We start from the raw sequence: 20,384 nt of genomic DNA on the forward strand, positions 1-20,384 counted from the left end.
GGCAATCTCCGGAATCAGTGGGTGAAGTAGTCTTCGAAATCTTCGGCGGCGGTGATGACGTTATCGGCCAGGGTGTGGATCTCCTGGACGATGTTGTCCAGCGACGAGGCCGCGCTCAGGGCGCCGAACATGGTGTACACCGACTCGCCCGAGGGCAGCGTGTGCAGGCCGATGGACGACAGCGGGAACACATCGCGGGTGCGCAGCACCGCATCGTTGAAGGCCGCCGCGTCCTTCACCTGGCTGGCTTCGACCAACAGCGTGTCGACCAGGATCTGCTCACCGGCCACGGCGATGTACAAAGGCAGGCCGTCCAGCTCGTGCATCACCAGCTTCAGGCTGGGTTCGGCGCCCTGTTGCAGGGACAGGCCGATCGCCCCGCCGCGCACATCCTCCAGGCCCTGGAGGGCACCGTGCAGCGATTCGATCGTCCAGTGGTTGTGCTCGGTCATGAAATCCTCCGTTCTGACCTGTTTGCCCCCGAGGGGCTGACGTAAAGCCTTCTCGATACCGCGCAAGGCGGCAGCATGCTCTGGCAGGATCCACAACTCACGCTTGACCAGGCCCGCGGCCTTGAGCCGGGCGCGCATGTCGCGCATGTAGTCGGTGGAGCTTTTCTTGCCTGCCATCGAGGGGTGTCCTTGTCTCACATGTGAGGTACGTTACGCCTGGATTGTGACGTTCGCAAGTCTCACATGTGATCCACTACCCGGCCACTCGCACCAGACGCTGCAACACCTCGATCACCTGCGGATCGCGCACCTCGAGCACATCCATCTGGATCCGCGCAATCACCGCCTTGAGCAGCTCGGTCTGGCTCATCCGGGTCTGCTGCAGCAACGCCAGAAAATCCTCGGCCATATGCGGATTGACCTTCATCGACAAGCGCCGGGTGGCACCCGACGCCTGCAACCCACGCTGACGCCGCTGCGCCTCCAGGGCCGCCACGAAGACCTCATGGCCGGGTTGCAAACCCATGCCCTGGCGCGCCTGCACCAGCCACTGGAAGTAATGGGCCAGGAACAGCTTGCGCAGGTGTGCGCCCGCCTCGCTGCACACGGCCTGCATCGCAGCATCCAGCACATCGAGATAGACCGCCGGCAGCCGCGCCTCGATGGACTTGAGCTGCTGCTTGCGCGCCTCGCGAATCGCCGGGGTGGACTGCGGCGGGATGGCCACCACCGTGTCGCAGCCATCGCACACGCCCACCAGGATGTCCCGCGCAATGCCCTGGCCATCGCTGAAGGGCACGTCGCGCCGGATGTAATGCATTGCGACCAGCGCCTGGCAGTGCTCGCACAGGGCCTGGCCGGTATCGCCTTCGAACAGGATCTTCATGGTCGCAATACTCACTGATGAACGCTGATGAACCACGTCTGGGGTTCGATGAAATAGAACTTGATGTACCAGCCCCGGCGCTTGAGCACATGGACTTCGATGGCCGGCACGGCATGGTGCGGGCTGCTGCTGTAGTGGCTACCATCGCAGGTACTTTCAGGAGGGATGGTTCCCACGCATGGGAACCACAAGACGCAACAACGCTAGAACGCGTAGACCAAAGTAGCCGTGGCACTGCGCGGAGTGCCATACCAGCCACGCGCGCCGATCGCCGAGTAGTACTTCTCGTCCAGCACGTTGTTGAGGTTCAATGAAACGCTGGTCTGCGGCGTGAACGCGTACTGCGCCATCAGGTCGACCACGCTGTAGCTGCCCTGGGTGAACGTCTCGCCATGGGGCCCGGCGTTCTTCTTGTACTCCATACCCTGCCAGCGAACGCCACCGCCGACTTTCAGCTGCGGCAGGGACTGCAGTTGATAGCTGGTGAAGAGCTTGAAGGTGTCGCGCGGCACTTCGGTGAGCAGGCGTTTGCCTTCGGAGTCCTCGGCCTGGGCATAGGTGTAGCTGGCGGAAACCTGCCAGTCGGGCAGGATCTGCCCGGCCGCCTCCATCTCGAAACCACGGGTCTTGGTGCCGGACTCGGCGCGGTAGGCCTGGTTGCCGTCCGGTGCCAGCTTGTCGCCGTCGGCCACGGCCAGGTTGTCCTGCTGCACTTCGAAGACACTGAAGGCGGTGGTCAGGCGCTTGTCCCAGAACTCGCTCTTGATACCCAACTCGTAGTTCACGCCCTCCAGCGGTTCGATGTAGCCGCCACTGGCATCCTGCTTGCTCTGCGGTTTGAAGATGGCGGTGTAGCTGGCATAAGCCGACCAGTTCTCGGCAAAGTCGTAGACCAGCCCAACATAGGGCGTAACCACCCCGGTCTCGCTGCGCGAGGTGCGCGTGGTCGCGCCGGTCGACAGGGTCGTCCCGGTTTCTTCGCGCTTCCAGTCGATCACCCGCGCCCCGGTAATCAGCGACAAGTCATCGGCCAGGCTCCAGCGCACCGACGCCACCAGGCCATCCTGGGTTTCGTCCAGCGCGTCTTGTGAATACTTGGTGTGGATGGCATCCGGGATCGCCAGCGAACCGTCCCAGGTATGGATGTTGTCGATTGGCTGGATCGTCCACAGCTGGTAGCCCGGGTTACGGTAGTAGGCCCGGTAGTGGCTGGCGCCAAGATACGCCTGGTGCTCGCGGGACAGCAGTTCGAACGGGCCGGTGGCCGAGAGGTCGAACGACGTCTGCCGCGGCTCGCCCGCCCAACGACCGGTCCAGGTGCTGATGCCGCTGCCATCGGGCTTGACAGTGCCGCTGGCGGCGGTGGCGAAGGTGTCGTCGTAACTGCGACGGCTGTGCTCGGCGTTCAGCTTCAGTTGCCAGCCGTTGTCCAGCTGATGCTCCAGGGTGGTGAACAGGGTTTTCGCGCGGCGCTTGTGGTAACTCCAGTCCGAAGCCGAGTTGAACGAACGCGACGGGTTGAAATGGCTGCCATCGGCGTTGTACATCGGGAAACCGTGGTTGCCCGCGCCATCGTTGTCCATCTCCTGGTATTCCGCGCCCACGGTCAGCATCGTGCTGTCGGTGACGTCCCATTCCACCACGCCGTAGGCCACCTGCCGCTCCAGCGACTGGCGGTCGACGTTGCTCTGGCTGTCGGTGGTCGAGGCCACGAAACGGCCACGCACATGGCCGCTTTCCGACAGCTTGCCGGACAGGTCCAGCTCGGTACGGTAGCTGTCCCACGAGCCGGCCTTGAGGGTCAGCTTGCGCTGGGTCTCGACGGTCGGCTTCTTGCGAACCAGGTTGACGGTGGCGCCGGGATCGCCGGTGCCCGACATCAGGCCGGTGGCCCCTCGCACCACTTCCACACGGTCGTATGACACCATGTCGGCCAGGTCGTCGCGAAAGCCGAAGGTATCGGGGCGGTTGACGCCGTCGACCTGGATGCTGCCGACCTGGAAGCCACGCACATAGATATGGTTGGCGTCGCTACCGGCCGGCCCCATGCTGTCGACGACCACACCCGGCGTCTGCTCGAGGACCTGGGTCACGTCCGTGAGGTTCTGGTCCTCTATCTGCTGACGGGTCACCACGCTGACGGACTGCGGCGTCTCCCGTGCCGACAGGCGCAGGCCGGTCGCGGTGTTGGCCGAGCCCGTGGTATAGCTGCCGGTGCCCTCGGTGGTGCTGCCCAGCTCCAGGGCATCGACGCTGGTCGCGCCAAGTTCGACCGCGCCGTCATTCTGCACCTTGCTCAGCACATAGCGCTTTTCGCCCACCTGCTGCACCCGCAACCCGGAGCCCTGCAGCAATGTGGCAAACCCCTGGTCCAGCTCGAAGCTGCCCTGCAGCCCCGACGAGTGCAGCCCGGTGGTTTCGTCGTTGCTGAAGCTGATGGTCACGCCGCTGGCGGCGGCGAACTGACTGATCGCAGCAGCCAGACTGCCGGCCGGGATATCGTAGCGCTGCGGGGCGGCCCAGGCGGTCGAGGTCGCCAATGCGGCACCGCAAAGGCTCAATGCGAGGGTCGCCTGGCGAATGCTGCAGGCTAGCGAGGTACGGCGTGCGGACATGAAAAGGGGTTCCTGTACTGGTTGGCTTGGGCACGCTTGATGCGCGCGCCCTGAAGAGCCGAAGCAGCACGAGAAATCTGCCACCCCAAATGCGAAAAATTCTCGAATGTTGAGACAGGATACAAAATCACCCAAGCCTTCAACCTGCTTCATCGCCCAAGATTCGAGACGCGGGGGGACTACTGGCGTGGGAGCGGGCTTGCCCCGCGATGCGATGGCAGCCTTGACGCCCTCATCGCGGGGCAAGCCCGCTCCCACGAACAGGTTTTCAGGAAGGTAGGTTGCAATGGCCTGAAATCGCCCTACCCCACCCCAAGCGGCTCCAGCCGCACCCAATAGCGCGTCACGCGCCGTGCACGAACCGGCAGTGCATCCTCCAAACTGGCCAGGGCAACATCGGTGTCATCAAGGTTGAACGCCCCTGACAGGCGCAACCCGGCAACCTCCCCCGCACACCCGAGATAACCAGGCCGATAGCGCGCCAGCTCACGCACCACATCGCCCAGGCACCAATCGACGCTGACCAGCATGCCCTGTGCCCAGGCTTGGGCGCCGGCAGCCAGGGGACGCAGCGGCCCGAGGCTGTCGGCGCCGAAGCTCAGCCCATGCCCGGCATCGATACGCACCACTTGCGAGATTTGCCCTGGCCGCACCTCCACGGCATGGGCGGCCACCGCCACATGGCTCATCCCGGCGTCCTGGCGCACGCTGAATCGGGTGCCAAGGGCAAGGACCACGCCTTCAGCGGTGCGCACACTGAGCGGGCGCGGGTCCTTGGCGGTCTCCACCAGGATCTCGCCCTGGCGCAGGTGGATCAGCCTCCGGCCAGCGTCGAAGCGGATATCGACGCGGCTGTTGGTATTGAGGTCCAGGCGCGTGCCATCGGCCAGGGTCACTTGCCGTCGCTCGCCGGTCCGGGTCGAGTAGTCGGCGCTCCACGGCGAGATCCGGTAGCCCTGCCAGCCAATCACGCCGGCACCGAGCAACAGCGCCAGTGCCTTCATTGCATGACGCCGATCCCGCCGGGCAATTTCCAGGGTCTGCGCGGCGCCGCCGGGTGCGTTGCCCAGGCGGCCCTGCAGCTCTTCCAGGCGCGCCCAGGCGGCGGCATGGCGAGGGTCGGCGGCGCGCCAGGCTTGCCACGCGGCGCGGGTCGAGGCATCGACGTTGCTGTCGTGCAGGCGCACGTACCAGTCCACGGCCTCGGCAAGAATGGCCTTCATGCCCCCTCGACCAGCAGGCAGTGCATCAACCCGCGAGCCAGGTGCTTGCGCACGGTGCTCACCGAAACACCGAGGCGTTCGGCGGCCTTTTCGTAGCTCAATCCGTCCAGTTGCACGGCGAGGAAGATCGCACGCGTGCGCGGGCCGAGGCCGTCGAGCATGCGGTCGATGGCCATCAAGGTATCGAGGATCGCGGCGTGGGTTTCGGCGGAAGGTGCGTAGTTCTCCGGCTGCAGCGCCAGGGCTTCGAGATAGGCGGTTTCCAGGCTGCGGCGGCGATAGAGGTCGATGACCAGGCCACGGGCGATGGTGGCCAGGTAGTGACGGGGCTGGTTGAGGGTGCCGGCGGTGCGCGCCAGCAGCACGCGGATGAAGGTGTCCTGGGCCAGGTCGGCGGCATCGGCGGAGCTGTTCAGGCGTTGGCGCAGCCAGCCGTGGAGCCAGGTGCTGTGCTCGCGGTAGAGCGTTTCCAGGCCGCAATGGACAGTGCCGGCGGGAACAACGGTGGACATCACGCCCTCCCCCAAAAAGATTACCAGGTGCGAATAAGAATTTGTCTCAAGTGTACTGAGTGAGGGCGGGATTGGGAATGGTGGCAGGTACGCTCACATTGCTAGATAGCCTTTCATGAACGGATCGATTGCCTGCTTCAGCTGCGCAACAATTGATCCGCCCATGATGGATCGTCGTCAGTTATGAAACGACTGCGCCAGAAACTCGGTGATCTGCAGGGCAATCTGCTGCTGGATCAACGCCCGTGGCCGAGCGTTATCGCCATCCCGGCAAATGACGCCATCACCGTGGGCTTCCTCTTCGAGCAACGCCAATGCGCCGGGTTTGCACATGGACAAGAAGCTGAAGTGGCTGGCGTCCTCGATCTCGACATAACGACTCGTCGCCTGGGGCAAGCGCTTGGCCAGGTCGGCGGACTCCAATCGTGCCGGAAGGTCTTCAGAAGGCGCGCCTGCCGCGATCACCAGGGTCGGCACTGGCAATGCCGCCAGGCTGTCATTGGTCATGCCACGCGACAGGCCCAGATCCAGGGTCACGATGGCCGTGACACGCTTGTCGCGCAGATCATCGGCCAATCGGGCTTTCGACGCCGGGCTGCTGTCGGGGTTTATCTGTTTGTAGACGCCACAACTGGCCAGTTGCGGATGGGCGATGCAGTCCTGGACAAAACGCTCGGCGTCGAACCGGGCACCCGCGATTGCCAAAGCGGTCCAACCCCCCAGAGAATGCCCTGCCACCGCAATCTTACCCGCCGCCACCGCGCCGAACTTTGCCGGCTGAGCCATGACCGCATCAATGGCCCGCTGCAGGTCGATGGGACGCTGCCACAACTGTGCCGCCGCTTGCGGGTCACGATTGCGGGTGGTCGTACCTGGGTGGTTGACCGCCGCCACGATGTAACCTCGCTGTACCAACGCGCTGGCCAGCCATGACTGGTTTCCCCAGTTGCCGCGATAACCGTGGGACAGCACCACCAAGGGGTACGCACCTGCGGCCGGAGGCGCATCGCGCACGGCGGGGTCGCCGACAAACACCGGTGTATCACCGATCGATTGTGGTGCGGCAGTCGTTGCAGCCGGGTACCAGACCGCCAGCTCCAGCGGGCGGTCATGTTGTTTGTCCGTTAGGGTCGAGGTCCGGAAACCGATAGGTGTTTCTTGCGCGAATGCGGGTAGGCCCAAACAGATGAGCAAGAAACCGAGCACTGTTTTCATTGTTTTTATCTTCCTTGATGGGACCTGCGCCAACGGGACGCGATCGGACGCGCGGGGAACGTGTCGCTCGCTCACGTTGCCCTCGATCAGAACAGCCCGCCCAGGGTCAACGTCAAGCCGCCACCAGCCTGCACCCCGATGTTGAACCCAGCGGAGAAGATCACACCCTTGGCCGAGCGCAGAAGACGCGGCAGGGTGTCCTGTGGCAGGAGCGCACCGCCCGCCCCCACTGCGGCGGTGCTCAGGATCAGCAACTTGGGGTCCAGGCCGAACAACACGCCCGACCCGCTGCCACCACCGACCAGGCCCAGCCCGCCTTCGAGGAACACGCATCCCCCTTTGAAATCGTCGCGGACCAGGCCACGGCCAGCGACCGAGTCTGCCACCAGCACCGTGCCGATCGCCGGGAAGTCTTCGTTCGCGCCCACCGCGCCGACGCTCTTGCCGCGTACCAGCAAGTTGATCTTGCCCACTCGCGGCAGGCGCGCGCCTGCGCCCACGCCGACCCCGAGCGAGCCGTAGCGAAACTGCTGTTCGGCCTTGTCGGGATCGGTCAGGGTGAGCAGACCGCCGCTGGCGGCGGCGAACATCACCGTCAGCCCGCCACCGCTGGCCGTCTTGTATTTCCAGTCGCTGACACTCAAGGGTAATGTGACTTGCATGTGAACCTCCTTGTATTGGCCATACCATCCGGCGCTGGCGAATCCGTATGCCCGGACCGCCAGCAGCATAGCAACTCGTTCGTTTTGTGAGGCACCGGCTCAGTCAGAAATCCGAACGCCGCAATCGAGTGCCGAAGCTGCCAGCCTCGCCATCTCAAGCCTGCTGTCCGGCTGAACGCCGTCCTCGATCATCCAGGTCGCTGACAACCCTGCCCATGCCAGCACCCATTGCAAAAGCCTGGGCCTATCAATACTGGCAGCAGCCGAGATGATCGCGATCCGGTGCACAAAGCCGTCCGGCGCCAGCACGCTTGCATCGTCCGGGTTGCAGAGAATATTGGCGTAATCGAAGCCCCGCTCGCCGCACAAACCCTTGGGATCGATGGCGAGCCATCCAGCCGGCCCGAAATCCAGCACATTGCCGTGATGGATATCGCCGTGCAGTACCACCACATCCTGTGGCGCAGCCAAAAGCGCCCTCGCCGCCCTGGCGCTGTGCTCCATCACCCCGCCGTGAGTCGCTGCCGCGCCCCACAGCGCTTCGAACCATTGTTCCAGCGGAACCAGCGCAGGCATGGGCTTAGCGCGTGGCGCATGAAGTCGGGCTGCCACCGCACAGAGGATGCGCGTAGCCTCGTCATCCCGGCCATCGGCAACCATCTGCGCCAAAGATGCCGAGCCTTGCGCCCGCGTCATCAACAACGCCTCGCCATCGTGAGCCAGCACCGGCGCCGCACCGTCACCGGCCCACCAGGCCATGAGCTGGTTGCCGGCCTGCTCCTGCGGTGACTGCGCGATTTTCAGCATGGCGGGTGTATCGCCCTGGCGAACGGGGAGAAGATGGCCGTTCAACGAAACGAACGCCTCCCCGTCGAGGGTCAGCCCCCATCGTTTCAGGTAGTGATCAATCATGGTTCCGATACTTGATACCGATGCTCGACAGTGCGGCCAGCTCCAGTGGGTTCAACTGGTTCAGGCCATCGATAGTGGGTGAACTCGGTATACGAATATCGGGCAGGTCAAGCTTCGCGCGAAGCAGACTGATCAGGTTGTCAGTCAGACCCTCTGCGCGGGCCAGACGGGACAGAAGCTGATCGTTATCATCAGCCAACCCCGATAGCTCACTAGCAATCCCCATGAGCCCATGTGCCCGCTGGCCGAAATAACCTTCCAGTTGCTCCAGCGTCTTGTTTGCCTCCTGAGTGCCCAGATTGTTGACATGTTCCTGGAGCTGTTCGCTAATGAAATCATTCTGCGCTTGGGCATCTAATAGCATTTCAGAATTGTTCCTGTTCTTTTCGAGCCACCGGGCTTCCTGAACCTGCAGGAAAGTTATCAGCCCCCCTAGAAATACGCTTGTGTTTGGACGGCCGGTGGCCAAGTTTGCCAGTGCCGCCTTGATTGAAGGCTTATGCGAGACGGCATCATGAGTCAAACTCAACGCCAGGGTGCGGACCAGTTGCAAGTCTCCACGGGTCTTCACCATCCGCTCAATGTCTTTAAAGTTCACGCTCCCGTCGATAATGGCGCCTTGCAACGCTTCAATCTGCTCGGCCTTTAGCGTTACATCGAAGCGTTCTTGATTAATCTTGGACGAAGTCGAGAGCAGGCTTACTGTGTCGAGCACGCTCTTGAAGCCATTGCCGAAACCTCGACCAGGAGGCACCGCGTGGTCAGTCGGTTCGGTGTGTTGCAGGCGTAGATCTGCCGACAGGTCCTTGGCATCACCCCCTCGACCGAGACAGCTGAGTAACCAGTTGAGCAGGTCCTTGAGCGGCTGAGTTTTGGATACCGTCAGGTGCTGGAGCAAATGCCTGCCCGAACTGTATTCAATTCGTTTGGCCAGACGATTGGCCTCTGGCGAGGTACTGACCAATCGGACTTGCCCCTCAACCACAGTCTCTGACAGGGTCTGCTCGCTGATGTGGCTGGGCAGGAGCTGGGAATGCTGAATACCATTGACTGACATAGGTAACTCCGTGGTTGAGCCTGGTCGTCAATGTAGGACCTTGGGCAACGCACGGGCTATCAACGCTGACCGATTTGTTTTAGACAGGGCTTTGCAAAGCAGTGGTTGCGTCAGCCAGCCATGCGCACCCCGCCGCCTGGCTTCGCTGAGTTCGTGTCCCAGACTTGTACACGCTCAAGCTGCTACGCCCGCAACACCACGCCGCTGCAGCTAGCCTGTGGGATTACCAACCAAGTCACTGCAGCAGCGGCGCCAACTGCGTTTGGTGCAATCCCTGCGTCGAACATCGGATTTAGCCGCTTTCTTGTAGTCCGTTTCCCAAACATACTGCTGCCCACCATTTTTCGTTGCGACCGCCCTGCCAGGGCTCTAGTCTCGGCCTGTCGTTGCATATCAACGATACAGCTTTGACAGGCTGTGACGAATAATCGTGTATGGCTTGCCGTTTATGGCGGCTGTATGTGCGGGCACGCTTGCGTGCGCCGGAATTTTACGATTTTCGCCGGTCTGTCAACCCACGTACAGCTGCCACCCTTCTGTTTGACAGCAGGCAGGTGACCGCATCATTGAGAAAAATCGTGATGTTGAAGATCGTCCCCGACCCACCCCACAACCACCACTCCCTCGAAGACACCCTCATCCAGGCCACCGAGTACGCCCTGTGCGCGCAGAGTGTGGCGCATCAGGCTGTTCTGCTGCAGCCCAAGTCACACGCCTCGATTCTGATGCTGGCCTCCATGCATAAGATGGAGGCACTGCGCGTACTCCTGGAGTCGGCATTGATCCAGGTACAAATGCCGAATGCGCAGCCGCGCCCATTGCACTAGACCACAAGGCATGTGGCGCCTGAGCTGACGTCATCGCAGGGCAAGCCCGCTCCCACGCCATTGCGTCCCGACGTGGGAGCGAGCTTGCCCCGCGATAGCGACAGACCAGGCGGCGGAACACTTCAGGGAGATTCAATGATGACCACAGACACCACCACGCCCCACACCACCGTGGGCAAGACCAAGTTCTACCAGGGCGAAGGCCAGACCGACCCGCTGTTCTGCATCGAACCCGGGATCCCTTGCCAGCATGCGCGGGATCAGGCCTCGGAACTGATGGGCTGCGTGCGCGACCTGACCATCACCGGGATCATGGAGGAGAAGCCCCAACTGCTCTGGGCGTCGTATTACCTGAGCGCGCTGGCCAAGGCGCTGATGGATGATGCGGAGTTGGGGATGAGCCACTGAAGGCCAGCCCTTTCAAGGTGTTGAGAATTGGCGTTCGGCTTGGACCTGCCGGGGTCGCTTTGCGCCCCTTTCGCGGCACAAGGCCGCTCCTACAGGGAGCGCGTCACCTGTAAGAGCGGCCTTGTGTCACGGAAGGTGGGAAAGCCGCAGAGGCTGATCGCCGATCAAACCGGACGAATCCCGCCATGCTTGGTAAACTGGCAGCCATTCACTCTTTCCATCGCCAGCCAGCGCACCCCGCCGCCTGGCTTCGCTGAGTTCGTGTCCCAGACTTATGCATTCTCAAGCCGCTACACCCACATCCCTGCGCCCCGAGCCATCCCGCCGTTTCTCCGTGGCGCCGATGATGGATTGGACCGACCGCCACTGTCGCTTCTTCCTGCGCCTGCTCTCCCAGCACGCCCTGCTCTACACCGAAATGGTCACCACCGGCGCCCTACTGCACAACGACGCCCAGCGTTTCCTGCGCCATGACCAATCCGAGCACCCACTGGCCCTGCAACTGGGCGGCAGCGTGCCGGCAGACCTGGCCGCCTGTGCGCGCCTGGCCGAGGACGCCGGCTACGACGAGGTCAACCTCAACGTCGGCTGCCCCAGCGACCGGGTGCAGAACAACATGATCGGCGCCTGCCTGATGGGCCATCCGGCGCTGGTGGCCGATTGCGTCAAGGCCATGCAGGACGCGGTCGACATTCCGGTCACGGTCAAGCACCGCATCGGCATCAACGGCCGCGACAGCTACGCCGAGCTGTGCGACTTCGTCGGCCAGGTGCGCGACGCCGGGTGCCGCAGCTTCACCGTGCATGCGCGCATCGCCATCCTCGAAGGCCTGTCGCCCAAGGAGAACCGCGAGATCCCACCGCTGCGCTATGACGTGGCGGCGCAGTTGAAGGCCGACTTCCCCGACCTGGAGCTGGTGCTCAACGGCGGTATCAAGACCCTCGACGAGTGCCGCACCCACCTGCAGACCTTCGATGGCGTGATGCTGGGGCGCGAGGCGTACCACAACCCGTACTTGCTGGCCGAGGTCGACCAGCAGCTGTTTGGCAGCGCGGCGCCGGTGGTCAGCCGGGCCGAGGCGATGGAAAAACTGCGTCCGTACATCGTCGCGCACATGCAAAGCGGCGGCGCGATGCATCACATCACCCGGCATATCCTTGGGCTGGGCCAGGGCTTCCCTGGGGCGCGGCGCTTCCGGCAGTTGTTGTCGGCGGACATTCACAAGACCAGCGAGCCATTGAAGGTGCTGGACCAGGCTGCCGAGCTGTTGCAGGGGCGTTGAGGGAACCTGGGGCGGGGTTGGCACTCGAAGGGTTAGCCTTTTACCGCGGCCCTGGCGTTGGCCGGGGCTGCTTTGCAGCCCTTCGCGGGGCAAGCCCGCTCCTACACGGGAGCGGATTGCCTGCGTGGGTTTCCCGATACGCCTGCGACGGGCCTTGAGTGGCTGTCGGGGCTCGGGTAATGTCGAGTCATTGCACAGGACAGAGCACGCCCATGACCTCCAAGCTGGAACAACTCAAGCAGTTCACCACCGTGGTCGCCGACACCGGCGACCTGGACGCCATCACCCGCCTCAAGCCGGTCGACGCCACCACCAACCCTTCGCTGCTGCTCAAGGCCGCCGCCATCCCGGGTTACGCCGACCTGCTCAAGCAGGTCAAGGCCGATGCCAAGGGCAATGTCGACCTGGCCTGCGACAAGTTTGCCGTGTCGGTGGGCTCGGGCATTCTCAAGGTCATTCCGGGGCGCATCTCCACCGAGGTGGACGCGCGGCTATCGTTCGACGAGCCGGCGCTGCTGAAAAAGGCCCGTCAGCTGATCGAGCTGTACGAAGCAGCCGGTGTGCCGAAAGACCGCGTGCTGATCAAGCTGGCCTCCACCTGGGAAGGCATCCGCGCCGCCGAGAAGCTGGAGAAGGAAGGCATCCAGACCAACCTCACCCTGCTGTTTTCCTTCGCCCAGGCCCAGGCCTGCGCCGATGCAGGGGTGTTCCTGATCTCGCCGTTCGTGGGGCGCATCTACGACTGGTACAAGAAGAGCACCGGCAAGGAATACGTCGGCGCCGAGGATCCAGGCGTGCAGTCGGTCACCCGCATCTACGACTACTACAAGACCAACGGCTACAACACCGTGGTCATGGGCGCGAGCTTCCGCAACATCGGCCAGATCGAACAGCTGGCCGGCTGCGACCGCCTGACCATCAGCCCCGAGCTGCTGCAGCAACTGTCGGACGACCAGGGCGAACTGCCACGCCTGCTCAAGCCGGGCAATGCCGGCGAGGCCAAGCAACAGTTGAACGAGAGCCAGTTCCGCTGGGCAATGAACGAAGACGCCATGACCACCGAGAAGCTGGCCGAAGGCATCCGCCAATTCGCCCGCGACCAGGAAAAACTGGAAGCGCTGATGGCTGGCTGACAAAGCCTGATACATCTTCGGCTTGATCGACGGGCGGTTAATGCAGAGCATTTCCCGCCCGTTTTCGTACCAGACCATAACACGCACCCTGTGGGAGCGGGTTTACCCGCGAACACCGGCGCAGCCGGTGCCAGCCACCGCAGTGCCTTCTTCGCGGGTAAACCCGCTCCCACAGGGCCTGAGCCAGACCCACCTCTCATGTTTTGCTCAAGATAGATGACACCTACCCCGTCGCTCCCCCTCGTCCTCGCCGGCCCCATCCTGCGCCGCCTGGAATCGCAACGTCTGGCCATCTGGCTGGTCGGCTCGCAACCGCTGCACCCCGAATTCCTCCTCGACCAGGCCGGCATCGGCGCCACTACGCGCTGCGAGGTGATCGCGGTCGGTACGCACGCCTTCATTCACCTGCTGGACATCCACTTCGACCACCCGCTGCCCAGCAACGTGGCGCTCGACTACGACCTGCGCCTGGCCAACGGCCAGGGCATCGCCGACTGGGCCCCGCACCTGCTCTACCCCGGCGCCAGCCGCCCGAGCTTCGTGCTGCGCGATCGCCTCGACCAGTTGCTCCACGGCTCCTGCCGCAAGCCCCACCACCCGGCTGCCGATGGCCTGCTCTGCGCCGACCGCCTGCTTGCCGCCAACCCGCAACCGGCAGAGCGCCCCGCCGTGCTGCTGATGAGCGGCGACCAGGTGTATGCCGACGATGTCGCCGGCCCCATGCTGCGTGCCATCCACGCGCTGATCGAGCGCCTGGGCCTGTTCGACGAGGCCCTCGATGGCGCCCTGGTCGACAGCGGCGCCGCGCTCTATCGCCACCCGGCCTGCTACTACCACCGCGCCGACCTGCTGCCGGCCCAGGAAGGCAACGAGACCCTGCGCGAGCGCTTCTTCGGCGGCAAGCGCAAGCCGATCTTTTCGTCCAGCAACGCCGACAACCATCTGGTGACCTTCGCCGAGGTCATGGCCATGTACCTGCTGGTCTGGTCGCCGCTGCCGTGGACGCTGGTGCGGATGGACATGCCAGAGGGCCTGACCGACCAGCGCCAAGAACGTTACCGTCGCGAACTGCCGCTGATCGAGGCCTTCCGCGACGGCCTCGGCCAGGTGGCGCGGGTGATGGCCCACCTGCCCTGCCTGATGATCTTCGACGACCACGACATCACCGACGACTGGAACCTGTCGGCGCAATGGGAACAGACCGCTTACGGCCACCCGTTCTCGCGGCGCATCATCGGCAACGCCCTGCTCGGCTACCTGCTGTGCCAGGGCTGGGGCAACGATCCGGACGGCTGCGCAGCGCTGGTCGGGCAATGCCGGCAACTGAACGAGGCGCGGGACGAGCTGATCGCCGAGCTGCTGCGCTTCCAGGGCTGGCAGTACGCGCTGCCCAGCGATCCACCGCTGCTGGTGCTGGACACCCGCACCCGCCGCTGGCGCAGCGAAAGCAGCCTGGACAAGCCCTCCGGCCTGCTCGATTGGGAGGCGCTGAGCGAATTGCAGCAGGCGCTGCTCGACCATCCTTCGGCGATCATCGTGTCGCCGGCGCCGATCTTCGGGGTCAAGCTGATCGAAACCGTGCAGCGGGTGTTCAGCGCCCTGGGCTACCCGCTGCTGGTGGATGCGGAAAACTGGATGGCCCATCGCGGCGCGGCGCGGGTGATCCTCAACATCTTCCGCCACTCGCGCACACCGGGGCACTACGTGGTGCTGTCGGGCGACGTGCACTACTCGTTCGTCTACGAAGTGCTGATCCGCCACCGCCAGCGCAGCCCGCACCTGTGGCAGGTGACCAGCAGCGGGATCAAGAACGAGTTTCCCCGGCGCCTGCTGGATATGCTCGACCGGCTCAACCGCTGGCTGTACTCGCCGCGCTCGCCGCTCAACTGGTTTACCAAGCGCCGGGAAATGGAAGTGGTGCCGCGTACGCCCAGCCGCAGCAAGGCCGGGGAACGGTTGTGGAACAGCGCGGGGTTGGGGCAGGTGTTCTTCGATGGCCAGGGGCGGCCGGAGCGGGTGTTGCAGCTCAATGCCGACGGCACGGCGGCAACCGAATTCATCAGGCGGAATTGAATAGACGCTTGATACCGCGCCGGCTTCTTCGCGGGTAAACCCGCTCCCACAGATCATACGGTGCCTGTGGGAGCGGGTTTACCCGCGAAGAAGCCGGCGCAGCACTTGAATCAGGACCGCTCGAGCGCGCTCACCAGGTCATGGAAGGCTTCACGGTTGGAGTCGTTCAAGCCCATGAGGATCTTGTGCGCCTCCAGCACCTTGGAACGCACCACGCTCTCGTCCTGGTCCTGGGACGGCAGGTCGGTCAGGCACTCCGGGCACGGCACCGGGCGGTCGACGATATTGAACACCTGGTCGAAGCCCATGGACTGCAGCAGGCGGGAAATGTCCGGGTTGGTGGTGACCACGGTCGGCAGCAGGCCGACCTTCTGCCGGGACAGGATCGACAGCTTGGCCAGCAGGCCGAGGGTGGTGCTGTCGATGCTCTCGGTTTCGGTCAGGTCGATGACGATGGCCGAGAAGTTCAGCGCGGTGAAGATCTTCTCGATCGTCGCATCCAGCGCCGAACACAGGGTCAGGCGCACTTCACCGACAAATTTCAGAACGAAAGTCCCACTCTGCTCGGCGAACTGGATTCTACCAGTACTCATTCAAGGTTCCTGCTCAACACCAATAGGGCGATATCATCCGGCATCTCCCCAAGCGTAGCCAATTCGAATCGTTGGCGCAGCCCCTCCAGGCTACCACCCGCCGCCTTGACGATTTCCGGCAAGGCCGCTTCCTTATCTTTGAGTGTGTCCCCGGGCAAAAGGTCCAGAATGCCATCGGACATCAGGGTGAGGCTGAACTGCGGTGGCAGCTCCAGCACCTGGTCCTGGTAGCTGGCCTCGTCGAACAATCCCACCGGCAGGCCGCGGCCTTCCAGATAGCGGGCCTGGCCCGGGGTGAACAGCACAGGCAGCGGCAAGTGGCCGCCGACGCTGTAGGTAAGCAGGCCGGTGTCCTCGTCGATGACGCCACCGACCATGGTCACATGCTTGCCCAGCTTGCAGTTGATCAGCCCGCGGTTGATGTGGCTGAGCACCTGCGAAGGCTTGAACTCGCGCATCTTGCCGCCGCGCTTGAATTCGAACAGCAGGCGCGTGGTCATGAACTTGAGCAGCACCGTGACGAACGCCGACGAGGCGCCGTGGCCGGAGACGTCCGCCAGGTAGAAGGCGATGCGCCGGTCATCTACGCGGAAATAGTCGGCGAAATCGCCCGACAGGTACAGCGACGGGATGATCTGGTGCTCGAAAGCGAACTCGCCGGCCACCCAGGGGTTTTCCGGGAGCATGTTCATCTGCACCTGACGACCGGCGGTCTGGTCCTCCTGCAGCAGGTGCAGGCTGGCCTCCAGCTCGCGGTTGGCGGCTTCGAGCTTCTCCCGGTAGCGCTGGTTCTCCAGCACCAGGCGCGAGCGGTCAAGCGCGCGGCGCACCGAGTGCTCGAGCACGGCCAGGTCTTCCAGGGGCTTGATCAGGTAGTCCGCCGCGCCCAGGCGCAGGGCTTCGACCGCGTCGCTCATGACGCCGGCACCGGACACCACGATCACCGGCAACTGCGGCGCGCGCTCGCTGATCCGGCGGATCAGTTCGAGGCCGCCCATCTGCGGCATGCGCAGATCGCAGATCACGAGGTCGGGCTGGTGTGCTTCGAAGACCTGGAGGCCCTGCTGGCCGTTGCCGGCCTGGAGGACGCTGAAGCCGCTGTCTTCCAGATAGGCGGCGAGACTGGCACGGACCACCTCGTCGTCATCGATGATCAGCAGCGTTGCACTGGGTTTCTGCATGTGGGCGAACGGCGCCAGATTTGGGTTGGCGTAGCGGCTGTGGAGGACCGACAGACGGCTACTGGAATGCTCTCTAGCCACTCTCTATTTGAGTTGTAGGACAAGAAGACTGGTCCGGCAAATAGCGAGGTGCCCTGTAAGGCGCTGACGGTACTCCCATCCGCCTGGCGTTTCAAGCATGGCAAGGAAGACTTCCGCGCACTTTACAGGGCAAATCACCCGGCGTTATAAGAAAGCACATCGGCGCAACCTGACGAAAGGATGCAAGCATGTCCCAGCCCCCCGTGGATTACAGCGAAAAACGCGATTTCATACGCATGCGCATTGAAACCGAGGTCAGCCTGCTGCACGCCGGCCAGGTGATCAGCGCCGTGTGCATCGACCTCTCCAGCAGCGGCATGCAGGTCCAGGCACCGCAGCGGTTCAAGGTGGGCGACCAGCTCGAGGTGCGCATCGACTCCGACCACGCCGCCCTCGCCGGCCTGCATGCCAGCACCGAAGTGGTGTGGATCGCCGACCAACCCGGCGGCGCGCAGAAGTTCGGCCTGCGCATCCTGGCCATGCATTGAACTGTTACGAAAAAGGCGACCCGAAGGTCGCCTTTTTCGTAAGCACAGTCGATCAGAAGTCGTCTTCGACCTGGCCGTCCTTGACCTTGAACTCGCGGTTCTGCAGATAGGCGTTGCGCAGGAAGATGTACTTGTCGCCCTGGATCAGCTTCTCCGCCGACAGCAGGCTGGCGCGGGTGTCGATCACGTCCATCGCGAAGATCGAGTTGCGGGTCGGTACATGGTCGATGTAGCGGTAGGGTTCGGTGTAGGTGTCCGGGTACTTGGCCAGGCCGTCACGCACGGTGCTCGGGCCGAGGAACGGAATGACCACGTAAGGCCCGCTGGGCACGCCCCAGTAGCCGAGGGTCTGACCGAAGTCCTCGTCGTTGCGCTGCAGGCCCATCTTGGTGCCGACGTCGAAGAAACCGCCCAGGCCAAAGGTGGTGTTGACGATCAGCCGCGCCGTGTCGACGCCCGCAGCATGGGGCTTGAGCTGCAGCACGTTGTTGGCAAGGTTGGTGACGTCGCCCAGGTTGCGGAAGACGTTGTGGATGCCATCTTCGAGGAACTGCGGGGTGACGAACTGGTAACCCTGGGCCAGCGGCTTGAGGGCATAGGTGTCGAGGACATCGTTGAACTTGAAGATCGGTCGGTTGACCGACTCCCACGGATCCTCCTCGGTGGCCGCCTGGGTGGCTGCCACGGGCGCCAGCAGCAAGCTGGCGCAGACACAGGCCTGGGTGACTCGCTCGATCACTCCGGCACCGATCCTACGCATAGATGTTTCTCCATCGGATTTCACGGCGGCAACGGCCTTTGGCGCGCTGCTCGATAGGGCGCAAGTATACTGGCTTGCTGGCTGAGCGGTAGTTTTACATATCTCTGTCAAGATTTTGTGAACAACTGTAGCCGTCATCCCCCGGTAACAATCGCCGGATAGCCTGCGGGGTATTTAGGGACGTTGCCATGCAAGACGCACCCGCCTTCACCGCCGTGCTGTTCGGCCTGCGCGGCTGCCTGGTCCAGGCAACCGACGGCGGCCCCCTGCCGGCCCCCGGCGCCCTCGACTCCCTTCACCACCTGCGCTCGCAGGCGGTGCCATGCATCTGGCTCGATGAGCTCACCGCAGCCCAGGGCAAGCGCCTGAGCAGCGTACTGCCCGACTGGTTGCCGGGCCATCTGGTCAACGGCTGCAAATGGCCGGCGCCCAATGCCTGCTGGCAGGCGCTGATGAGCCTCGACAGCCAGCGCCTGGAAGGCTGCGTGCTGGTCAGCGGCGAGCCGCGGCTGCTGCAGGCCGGGCTCAACGCCGGCCTGTGGACGGTGGGCCTGGCGGCCTGCGACCTCGGTTCCAGCCAATGGCAGGCCATGACCCGGCAGGAACAGGAGCGCACCCGTGGCAAGGCCACCCTGGCACTGTTCGGCCTGGGCGTGCACTCGGTGATCGATCACCTGGAATCCCTCGACACATGCCTGGCGGACATTGCCCAGCGCCGGCACAAGGGCGAGAAACCCTGATACATCCCCGTTGATGCGGGTCATGCAAAGCAGCGGCAGGTGGATTACGCTTGAAGGCAGGCCAGAACCTTTGCCGCTTCGCCGAGGTCCATGGTTTGCCAAGTCATTGATGGAGAACGAACAATGCCTGCCCGCGAACTGCAAGAGCAACTCGATAGCCTGCGCGAGCAACTGGACCGCAATCCACCGCTCTCGCTGGAAGAGCGCGACCACCTGCATGAATTGATGCAGCAGATCGAAGCCCAGATCAAACTCGAAGAAGCGACCAAGGACAACAACCTGGTCGACGGGGTCAATACCGCCGTCGAACGCTTCGAAGCAGACCACCCGGACCTCACCGCCATCCTGCGCAATATCGCCAATCACCTGCACAGCATGGGGATCTGAACCGAATGGGGCCGCAAAAGCGGCCCCATTACATTACTGACGCACCAACCGCAGATTCTGCGGGCTGATCGCCCCGGTGCTGCGGTACGGGTTGATATCCAGCCCGCCACGGCGCACATACCGCGCATACACCGTCAGGTGCTCCGGCTTGAGCAGGTTCTTCAGGTCCAGGTAGATCCGCTCCACGCACTGCTCGTGGAAGTCGGCATGCTGGCGGAAGCTGATCAGGTAGGTCAACAGGCTGGCATGATCGAGCGCCTGTCCCTTGTACTCCACTACCACGCTCCCCCAGTCCGGTTGGCCGGTGACCGGGCAGTTGGATTTGAGCAGGTGGCTGTGCACGGTCTCTTCCACCATGCGCTCCGACGCGCAACGCAGCAGCTCCGGTTGCGGCTGCTCGTAGTTGCTGATGTTCACATCCAGCGCATCGATGCACTGGCCCGGCAGCGCGGTCACGCCTTGCCCCTCGACCTCGGTCAGGGTGCTGACCTTTACCCCGACAGGCTTGCCGGCTGCGGCGGACAGGTCCTGCACCAGGCACGCCTGCAACGCCTCCACCGACTCGAACACCGTCTGGTTCAGCGAGTTGAGGTACAGCTTGAACGACTTGGACTCGATTATGTTCGGCGAATCGCACGGGATGGCGAACTCACCGATGGCCACCACCGGCTTGCCCGAGGGCAGCAGCCAGGACAGCTCGAAGCAGTTCCAGAAATCCACGCCCTGCCACGGCAGTGCGTCGCCGCTCACGCCCAGCTCGGCCCATTTGGCCAGGCGGGGAATCGGGAACAGCAGCGAGGGGGTGTAGGTGGCGATGTATTCGCTGGACTTGCCCAGCGGGGAGTGTTCGGCGGCGGGATGCATGGAAACTGACCTGAAGGTTCGAAATTGCCTCTA

At 63.6% G+C, this 20,384-nt stretch carries 22 protein-coding genes; 8 read left to right on the forward strand and 14 right to left on the reverse strand.

Features of this window, described 5'->3' with window-relative positions; all coding sequences use genetic code 11:
* Window positions 1-14: 14 nt before the first annotated feature.
* The 10 genes from DMX06_RS16805 to DMX06_RS16845 all read right to left on the reverse strand — a co-directional run bounded on the left by DMX06_RS16805 (window position 15) and on the right by DMX06_RS16845 (window position 9,534).
* A complete protein-coding gene (locus DMX06_RS16805) occupies window positions 15-629 on the reverse strand; it encodes a YjfI family protein (protein WP_110738498.1) in 615 nt (204 codons plus the stop codon).
* A 76-nt stretch (window positions 630-705) separates the two neighbouring features.
* On the reverse strand, window positions 706-1,338 hold the full coding sequence (locus DMX06_RS16810) for a hypothetical protein (RefSeq protein WP_110738499.1): 633 nt from the start codon (window positions 1,336-1,338) through the stop codon (window positions 706-708).
* Between the two features lie 11 nt (window positions 1,339-1,349).
* Window positions 1,350-1,514 carry a hypothetical protein gene (locus tag DMX06_RS26345; protein ID WP_181427854.1) on the reverse strand — a complete coding sequence of 55 codons (165 nt, stop codon included), beginning with the start codon at window positions 1,512-1,514 and terminating at the stop codon, window positions 1,350-1,352.
* Between the two features lie 27 nt (window positions 1,515-1,541).
* Entirely contained in the window at window positions 1,542-3,953 is a 2,412-nt protein-coding gene (locus DMX06_RS16815) for a TonB-dependent siderophore receptor (RefSeq protein ID WP_110738500.1), read from the reverse strand.
* Between the two features lie 302 nt (window positions 3,954-4,255).
* On the reverse strand, window positions 4,256-5,176 hold the full coding sequence (locus DMX06_RS16820; RefSeq protein ID WP_110738501.1) for a FecR domain-containing protein: 921 nt from the start codon (window positions 5,174-5,176) through the stop codon (window positions 4,256-4,258).
* Complete coding sequence (locus DMX06_RS16825; RefSeq protein ID WP_050704877.1) at window positions 5,173-5,688, reverse strand: sigma-70 family RNA polymerase sigma factor; 516 nt, start codon at window positions 5,686-5,688, stop codon at window positions 5,173-5,175. Before DMX06_RS16825 ends, DMX06_RS16820 begins: the two co-directional genes overlap by 4 nt.
* Before the next feature lie 177 nt (window positions 5,689-5,865).
* Window positions 5,866-6,903 (reverse strand): alpha/beta hydrolase family protein, encoded by a 1,038-nt coding sequence (locus tag DMX06_RS16830; protein ID WP_110738502.1) that lies wholly within the window; start codon window positions 6,901-6,903, stop codon window positions 5,866-5,868.
* Between the two features lie 86 nt (window positions 6,904-6,989).
* Window positions 6,990-7,565 carry a hypothetical protein gene (locus DMX06_RS16835; protein WP_110738503.1) on the reverse strand — a complete coding sequence of 192 codons (576 nt, stop codon included), beginning with the start codon at window positions 7,563-7,565 and terminating at the stop codon, window positions 6,990-6,992.
* 99 nt (window positions 7,566-7,664) lie between these two features.
* On the reverse strand, window positions 7,665-8,477 hold the full coding sequence (locus DMX06_RS16840; RefSeq protein WP_110738504.1) for an aminoglycoside phosphotransferase family protein: 813 nt from the start codon (window positions 8,475-8,477) through the stop codon (window positions 7,665-7,667).
* Window positions 8,470-9,534, reverse strand: a complete 1,065-nt coding sequence (locus DMX06_RS16845; RefSeq protein ID WP_110738505.1) for a hypothetical protein — start codon at window positions 9,532-9,534, stop codon at window positions 8,470-8,472. The genes DMX06_RS16840 and DMX06_RS16845 overlap by 8 nt, the downstream gene beginning before the upstream one ends.
* Window positions 9,535-10,115: 581 nt before the next feature.
* Between DMX06_RS16845 and DMX06_RS16850 the strand changes: the two genes are divergently transcribed.
* The 5 genes from DMX06_RS16850 to DMX06_RS16870 all read left to right on the forward strand — a co-directional run bounded on the left by DMX06_RS16850 (window position 10,116) and on the right by DMX06_RS16870 (window position 15,257).
* Window positions 10,116-10,361: a hypothetical protein gene (locus tag DMX06_RS16850; protein ID WP_110738506.1), complete on the forward strand. Its 246-nt coding sequence runs from the start codon at window positions 10,116-10,118 to the stop codon at window positions 10,359-10,361.
* A gap of 138 nt (window positions 10,362-10,499) precedes the next feature.
* On the forward strand, window positions 10,500-10,769 hold the full coding sequence (locus tag DMX06_RS16855; protein WP_110738560.1) for a DUF3077 domain-containing protein: 270 nt from the start codon (window positions 10,500-10,502) through the stop codon (window positions 10,767-10,769).
* Between the two features lie 274 nt (window positions 10,770-11,043).
* Window positions 11,044-12,051: a tRNA dihydrouridine(20/20a) synthase DusA gene (gene dusA / locus DMX06_RS16860; RefSeq protein ID WP_110738507.1), complete on the forward strand. Its 1,008-nt coding sequence runs from the start codon at window positions 11,044-11,046 to the stop codon at window positions 12,049-12,051.
* A gap of 212 nt (window positions 12,052-12,263) precedes the next feature.
* Window positions 12,264-13,184, forward strand: a complete 921-nt coding sequence (gene tal / locus DMX06_RS16865) for a transaldolase (protein WP_110738508.1) — start codon at window positions 12,264-12,266, stop codon at window positions 13,182-13,184.
* Window positions 13,185-13,400: 216 nt separating this feature from the next.
* Window positions 13,401-15,257: an alkaline phosphatase D family protein gene (locus tag DMX06_RS16870; protein WP_110738509.1), complete on the forward strand. Its 1,857-nt coding sequence runs from the start codon at window positions 13,401-13,403 to the stop codon at window positions 15,255-15,257.
* A 110-nt stretch (window positions 15,258-15,367) separates the two neighbouring features.
* On the opposite strand, the gene rssC is transcribed toward DMX06_RS16870, so the two are convergent.
* Window positions 15,368-15,850, reverse strand: coding sequence for an anti-sigma factor antagonist RssC (gene rssC / locus DMX06_RS16875; RefSeq protein WP_023631332.1), 483 nt, complete (start codon window positions 15,848-15,850; stop codon window positions 15,368-15,370).
* Window positions 15,847-17,031 (reverse strand): two-component system response regulator RssB, encoded by a 1,185-nt coding sequence (gene rssB, locus DMX06_RS16880; protein WP_110738510.1) that lies wholly within the window; start codon window positions 17,029-17,031, stop codon window positions 15,847-15,849. The genes rssC and rssB overlap by 4 nt, the downstream gene beginning before the upstream one ends.
* A gap of 269 nt (window positions 17,032-17,300) precedes the next feature.
* Here rssB and DMX06_RS16885 point away from each other — a divergent pair, with 269 nt between their 5' ends.
* Window positions 17,301-17,600 (forward strand): PilZ domain-containing protein, encoded by a 300-nt coding sequence (locus DMX06_RS16885; protein WP_050704859.1) that lies wholly within the window; start codon window positions 17,301-17,303, stop codon window positions 17,598-17,600.
* Window positions 17,601-17,652: 52 nt separating this feature from the next.
* On the opposite strand, the gene DMX06_RS16890 is transcribed toward DMX06_RS16885, so the two are convergent.
* On the reverse strand, window positions 17,653-18,360 hold the full coding sequence (locus tag DMX06_RS16890; RefSeq protein ID WP_110738511.1) for an MlaA family lipoprotein: 708 nt from the start codon (window positions 18,358-18,360) through the stop codon (window positions 17,653-17,655).
* A 188-nt stretch (window positions 18,361-18,548) separates the two neighbouring features.
* Between DMX06_RS16890 and DMX06_RS16895 the strand changes: the two genes are divergently transcribed.
* Both DMX06_RS16895 and DMX06_RS16900 read left to right on the forward strand, forming a co-directional pair.
* Complete coding sequence (locus tag DMX06_RS16895; RefSeq protein WP_110738512.1) at window positions 18,549-19,100, forward strand: phosphonoacetaldehyde phosphonohydrolase-related protein; 552 nt, start codon at window positions 18,549-18,551, stop codon at window positions 19,098-19,100.
* A 123-nt stretch (window positions 19,101-19,223) separates the two neighbouring features.
* Window positions 19,224-19,487 carry a DUF4404 family protein gene (locus DMX06_RS16900; protein WP_050704856.1) on the forward strand — a complete coding sequence of 88 codons (264 nt, stop codon included), beginning with the start codon at window positions 19,224-19,226 and terminating at the stop codon, window positions 19,485-19,487.
* A gap of 33 nt (window positions 19,488-19,520) precedes the next feature.
* Here the strand turns inward: DMX06_RS16900 and queF are convergent, their stop codons facing one another.
* Window positions 19,521-20,351, reverse strand: coding sequence for an NADPH-dependent 7-cyano-7-deazaguanine reductase QueF (gene queF, locus DMX06_RS16905; RefSeq protein WP_110738513.1), 831 nt, complete (start codon window positions 20,349-20,351; stop codon window positions 19,521-19,523).
* Between the last annotated feature and the right edge of the window lie 33 nt (window positions 20,352-20,384).

This window comes from Pseudomonas mosselii, from assembly GCF_003205295.1.
GTDB classification, from domain to species: domain Bacteria; phylum Pseudomonadota; class Gammaproteobacteria; order Pseudomonadales; family Pseudomonadaceae; genus Aquipseudomonas; species Aquipseudomonas mosselii_B.

What these genes read in the sequence shown, in the direction of transcription:
- DMX06_RS16805 (WP_110738498.1), bottom strand. Translation starts at nt 629, where the DNA reads ATGGCAGGCAAGAAAAGCTCCACCGACTACATGCGCGACATGCGCGCC.
- DMX06_RS16810 (WP_110738499.1), bottom strand. Translation starts at nt 1,338, where the DNA reads ATGAAGATCCTGTTCGAAGGCGATACCGGCCAGGCCCTGTGCGAGCAC.
- DMX06_RS16815 (WP_110738500.1), bottom strand. Translation starts at nt 3,953, where the DNA reads ATGTCCGCACGCCGTACCTCGCTAGCCTGCAGCATTCGCCAGGCGACC.
- DMX06_RS16820 (WP_110738501.1), bottom strand. Translation starts at nt 5,176, where the DNA reads ATGAAGGCCATTCTTGCCGAGGCCGTGGACTGGTACGTGCGCCTGCAC.
- DMX06_RS16825 (WP_050704877.1), bottom strand. Translation starts at nt 5,688, where the DNA reads ATGTCCACCGTTGTTCCCGCCGGCACTGTCCATTGCGGCCTGGAAACG.
- DMX06_RS16830 (WP_110738502.1), bottom strand. Translation starts at nt 6,903, where the DNA reads ATGAAAACAGTGCTCGGTTTCTTGCTCATCTGTTTGGGCCTACCCGCA.
- DMX06_RS16835 (WP_110738503.1), bottom strand. Translation starts at nt 7,565, where the DNA reads ATGCAAGTCACATTACCCTTGAGTGTCAGCGACTGGAAATACAAGACG.
- DMX06_RS16840 (WP_110738504.1), bottom strand. Translation starts at nt 8,477, where the DNA reads ATGATTGATCACTACCTGAAACGATGGGGGCTGACCCTCGACGGGGAG.
- DMX06_RS16845 (WP_110738505.1), bottom strand. Translation starts at nt 9,534, where the DNA reads ATGTCAGTCAATGGTATTCAGCATTCCCAGCTCCTGCCCAGCCACATC.
- DMX06_RS16850 (WP_110738506.1), top strand. Translation starts at nt 10,116, where the DNA reads ATGTTGAAGATCGTCCCCGACCCACCCCACAACCACCACTCCCTCGAA.
- DMX06_RS16855 (WP_110738560.1), top strand. Translation starts at nt 10,500, where the DNA reads ATGACCACAGACACCACCACGCCCCACACCACCGTGGGCAAGACCAAG.
- dusA (WP_110738507.1), top strand. Translation starts at nt 11,044, where the DNA reads ATGCATTCTCAAGCCGCTACACCCACATCCCTGCGCCCCGAGCCATCC.
- tal (WP_110738508.1), top strand. Translation starts at nt 12,264, where the DNA reads ATGACCTCCAAGCTGGAACAACTCAAGCAGTTCACCACCGTGGTCGCC.
- DMX06_RS16870 (WP_110738509.1), top strand. Translation starts at nt 13,401, where the DNA reads ATGACACCTACCCCGTCGCTCCCCCTCGTCCTCGCCGGCCCCATCCTG.
- rssC (WP_023631332.1), bottom strand. Translation starts at nt 15,850, where the DNA reads ATGAGTACTGGTAGAATCCAGTTCGCCGAGCAGAGTGGGACTTTCGTT.
- rssB (WP_110738510.1), bottom strand. Translation starts at nt 17,031, where the DNA reads ATGCAGAAACCCAGTGCAACGCTGCTGATCATCGATGACGACGAGGTG.
- DMX06_RS16885 (WP_050704859.1), top strand. Translation starts at nt 17,301, where the DNA reads ATGTCCCAGCCCCCCGTGGATTACAGCGAAAAACGCGATTTCATACGC.
- DMX06_RS16890 (WP_110738511.1), bottom strand. Translation starts at nt 18,360, where the DNA reads ATGCGTAGGATCGGTGCCGGAGTGATCGAGCGAGTCACCCAGGCCTGT.
- DMX06_RS16895 (WP_110738512.1), top strand. Translation starts at nt 18,549, where the DNA reads ATGCAAGACGCACCCGCCTTCACCGCCGTGCTGTTCGGCCTGCGCGGC.
- DMX06_RS16900 (WP_050704856.1), top strand. Translation starts at nt 19,224, where the DNA reads ATGCCTGCCCGCGAACTGCAAGAGCAACTCGATAGCCTGCGCGAGCAA.
- queF (WP_110738513.1), bottom strand. Translation starts at nt 20,351, where the DNA reads ATGCATCCCGCCGCCGAACACTCCCCGCTGGGCAAGTCCAGCGAATAC.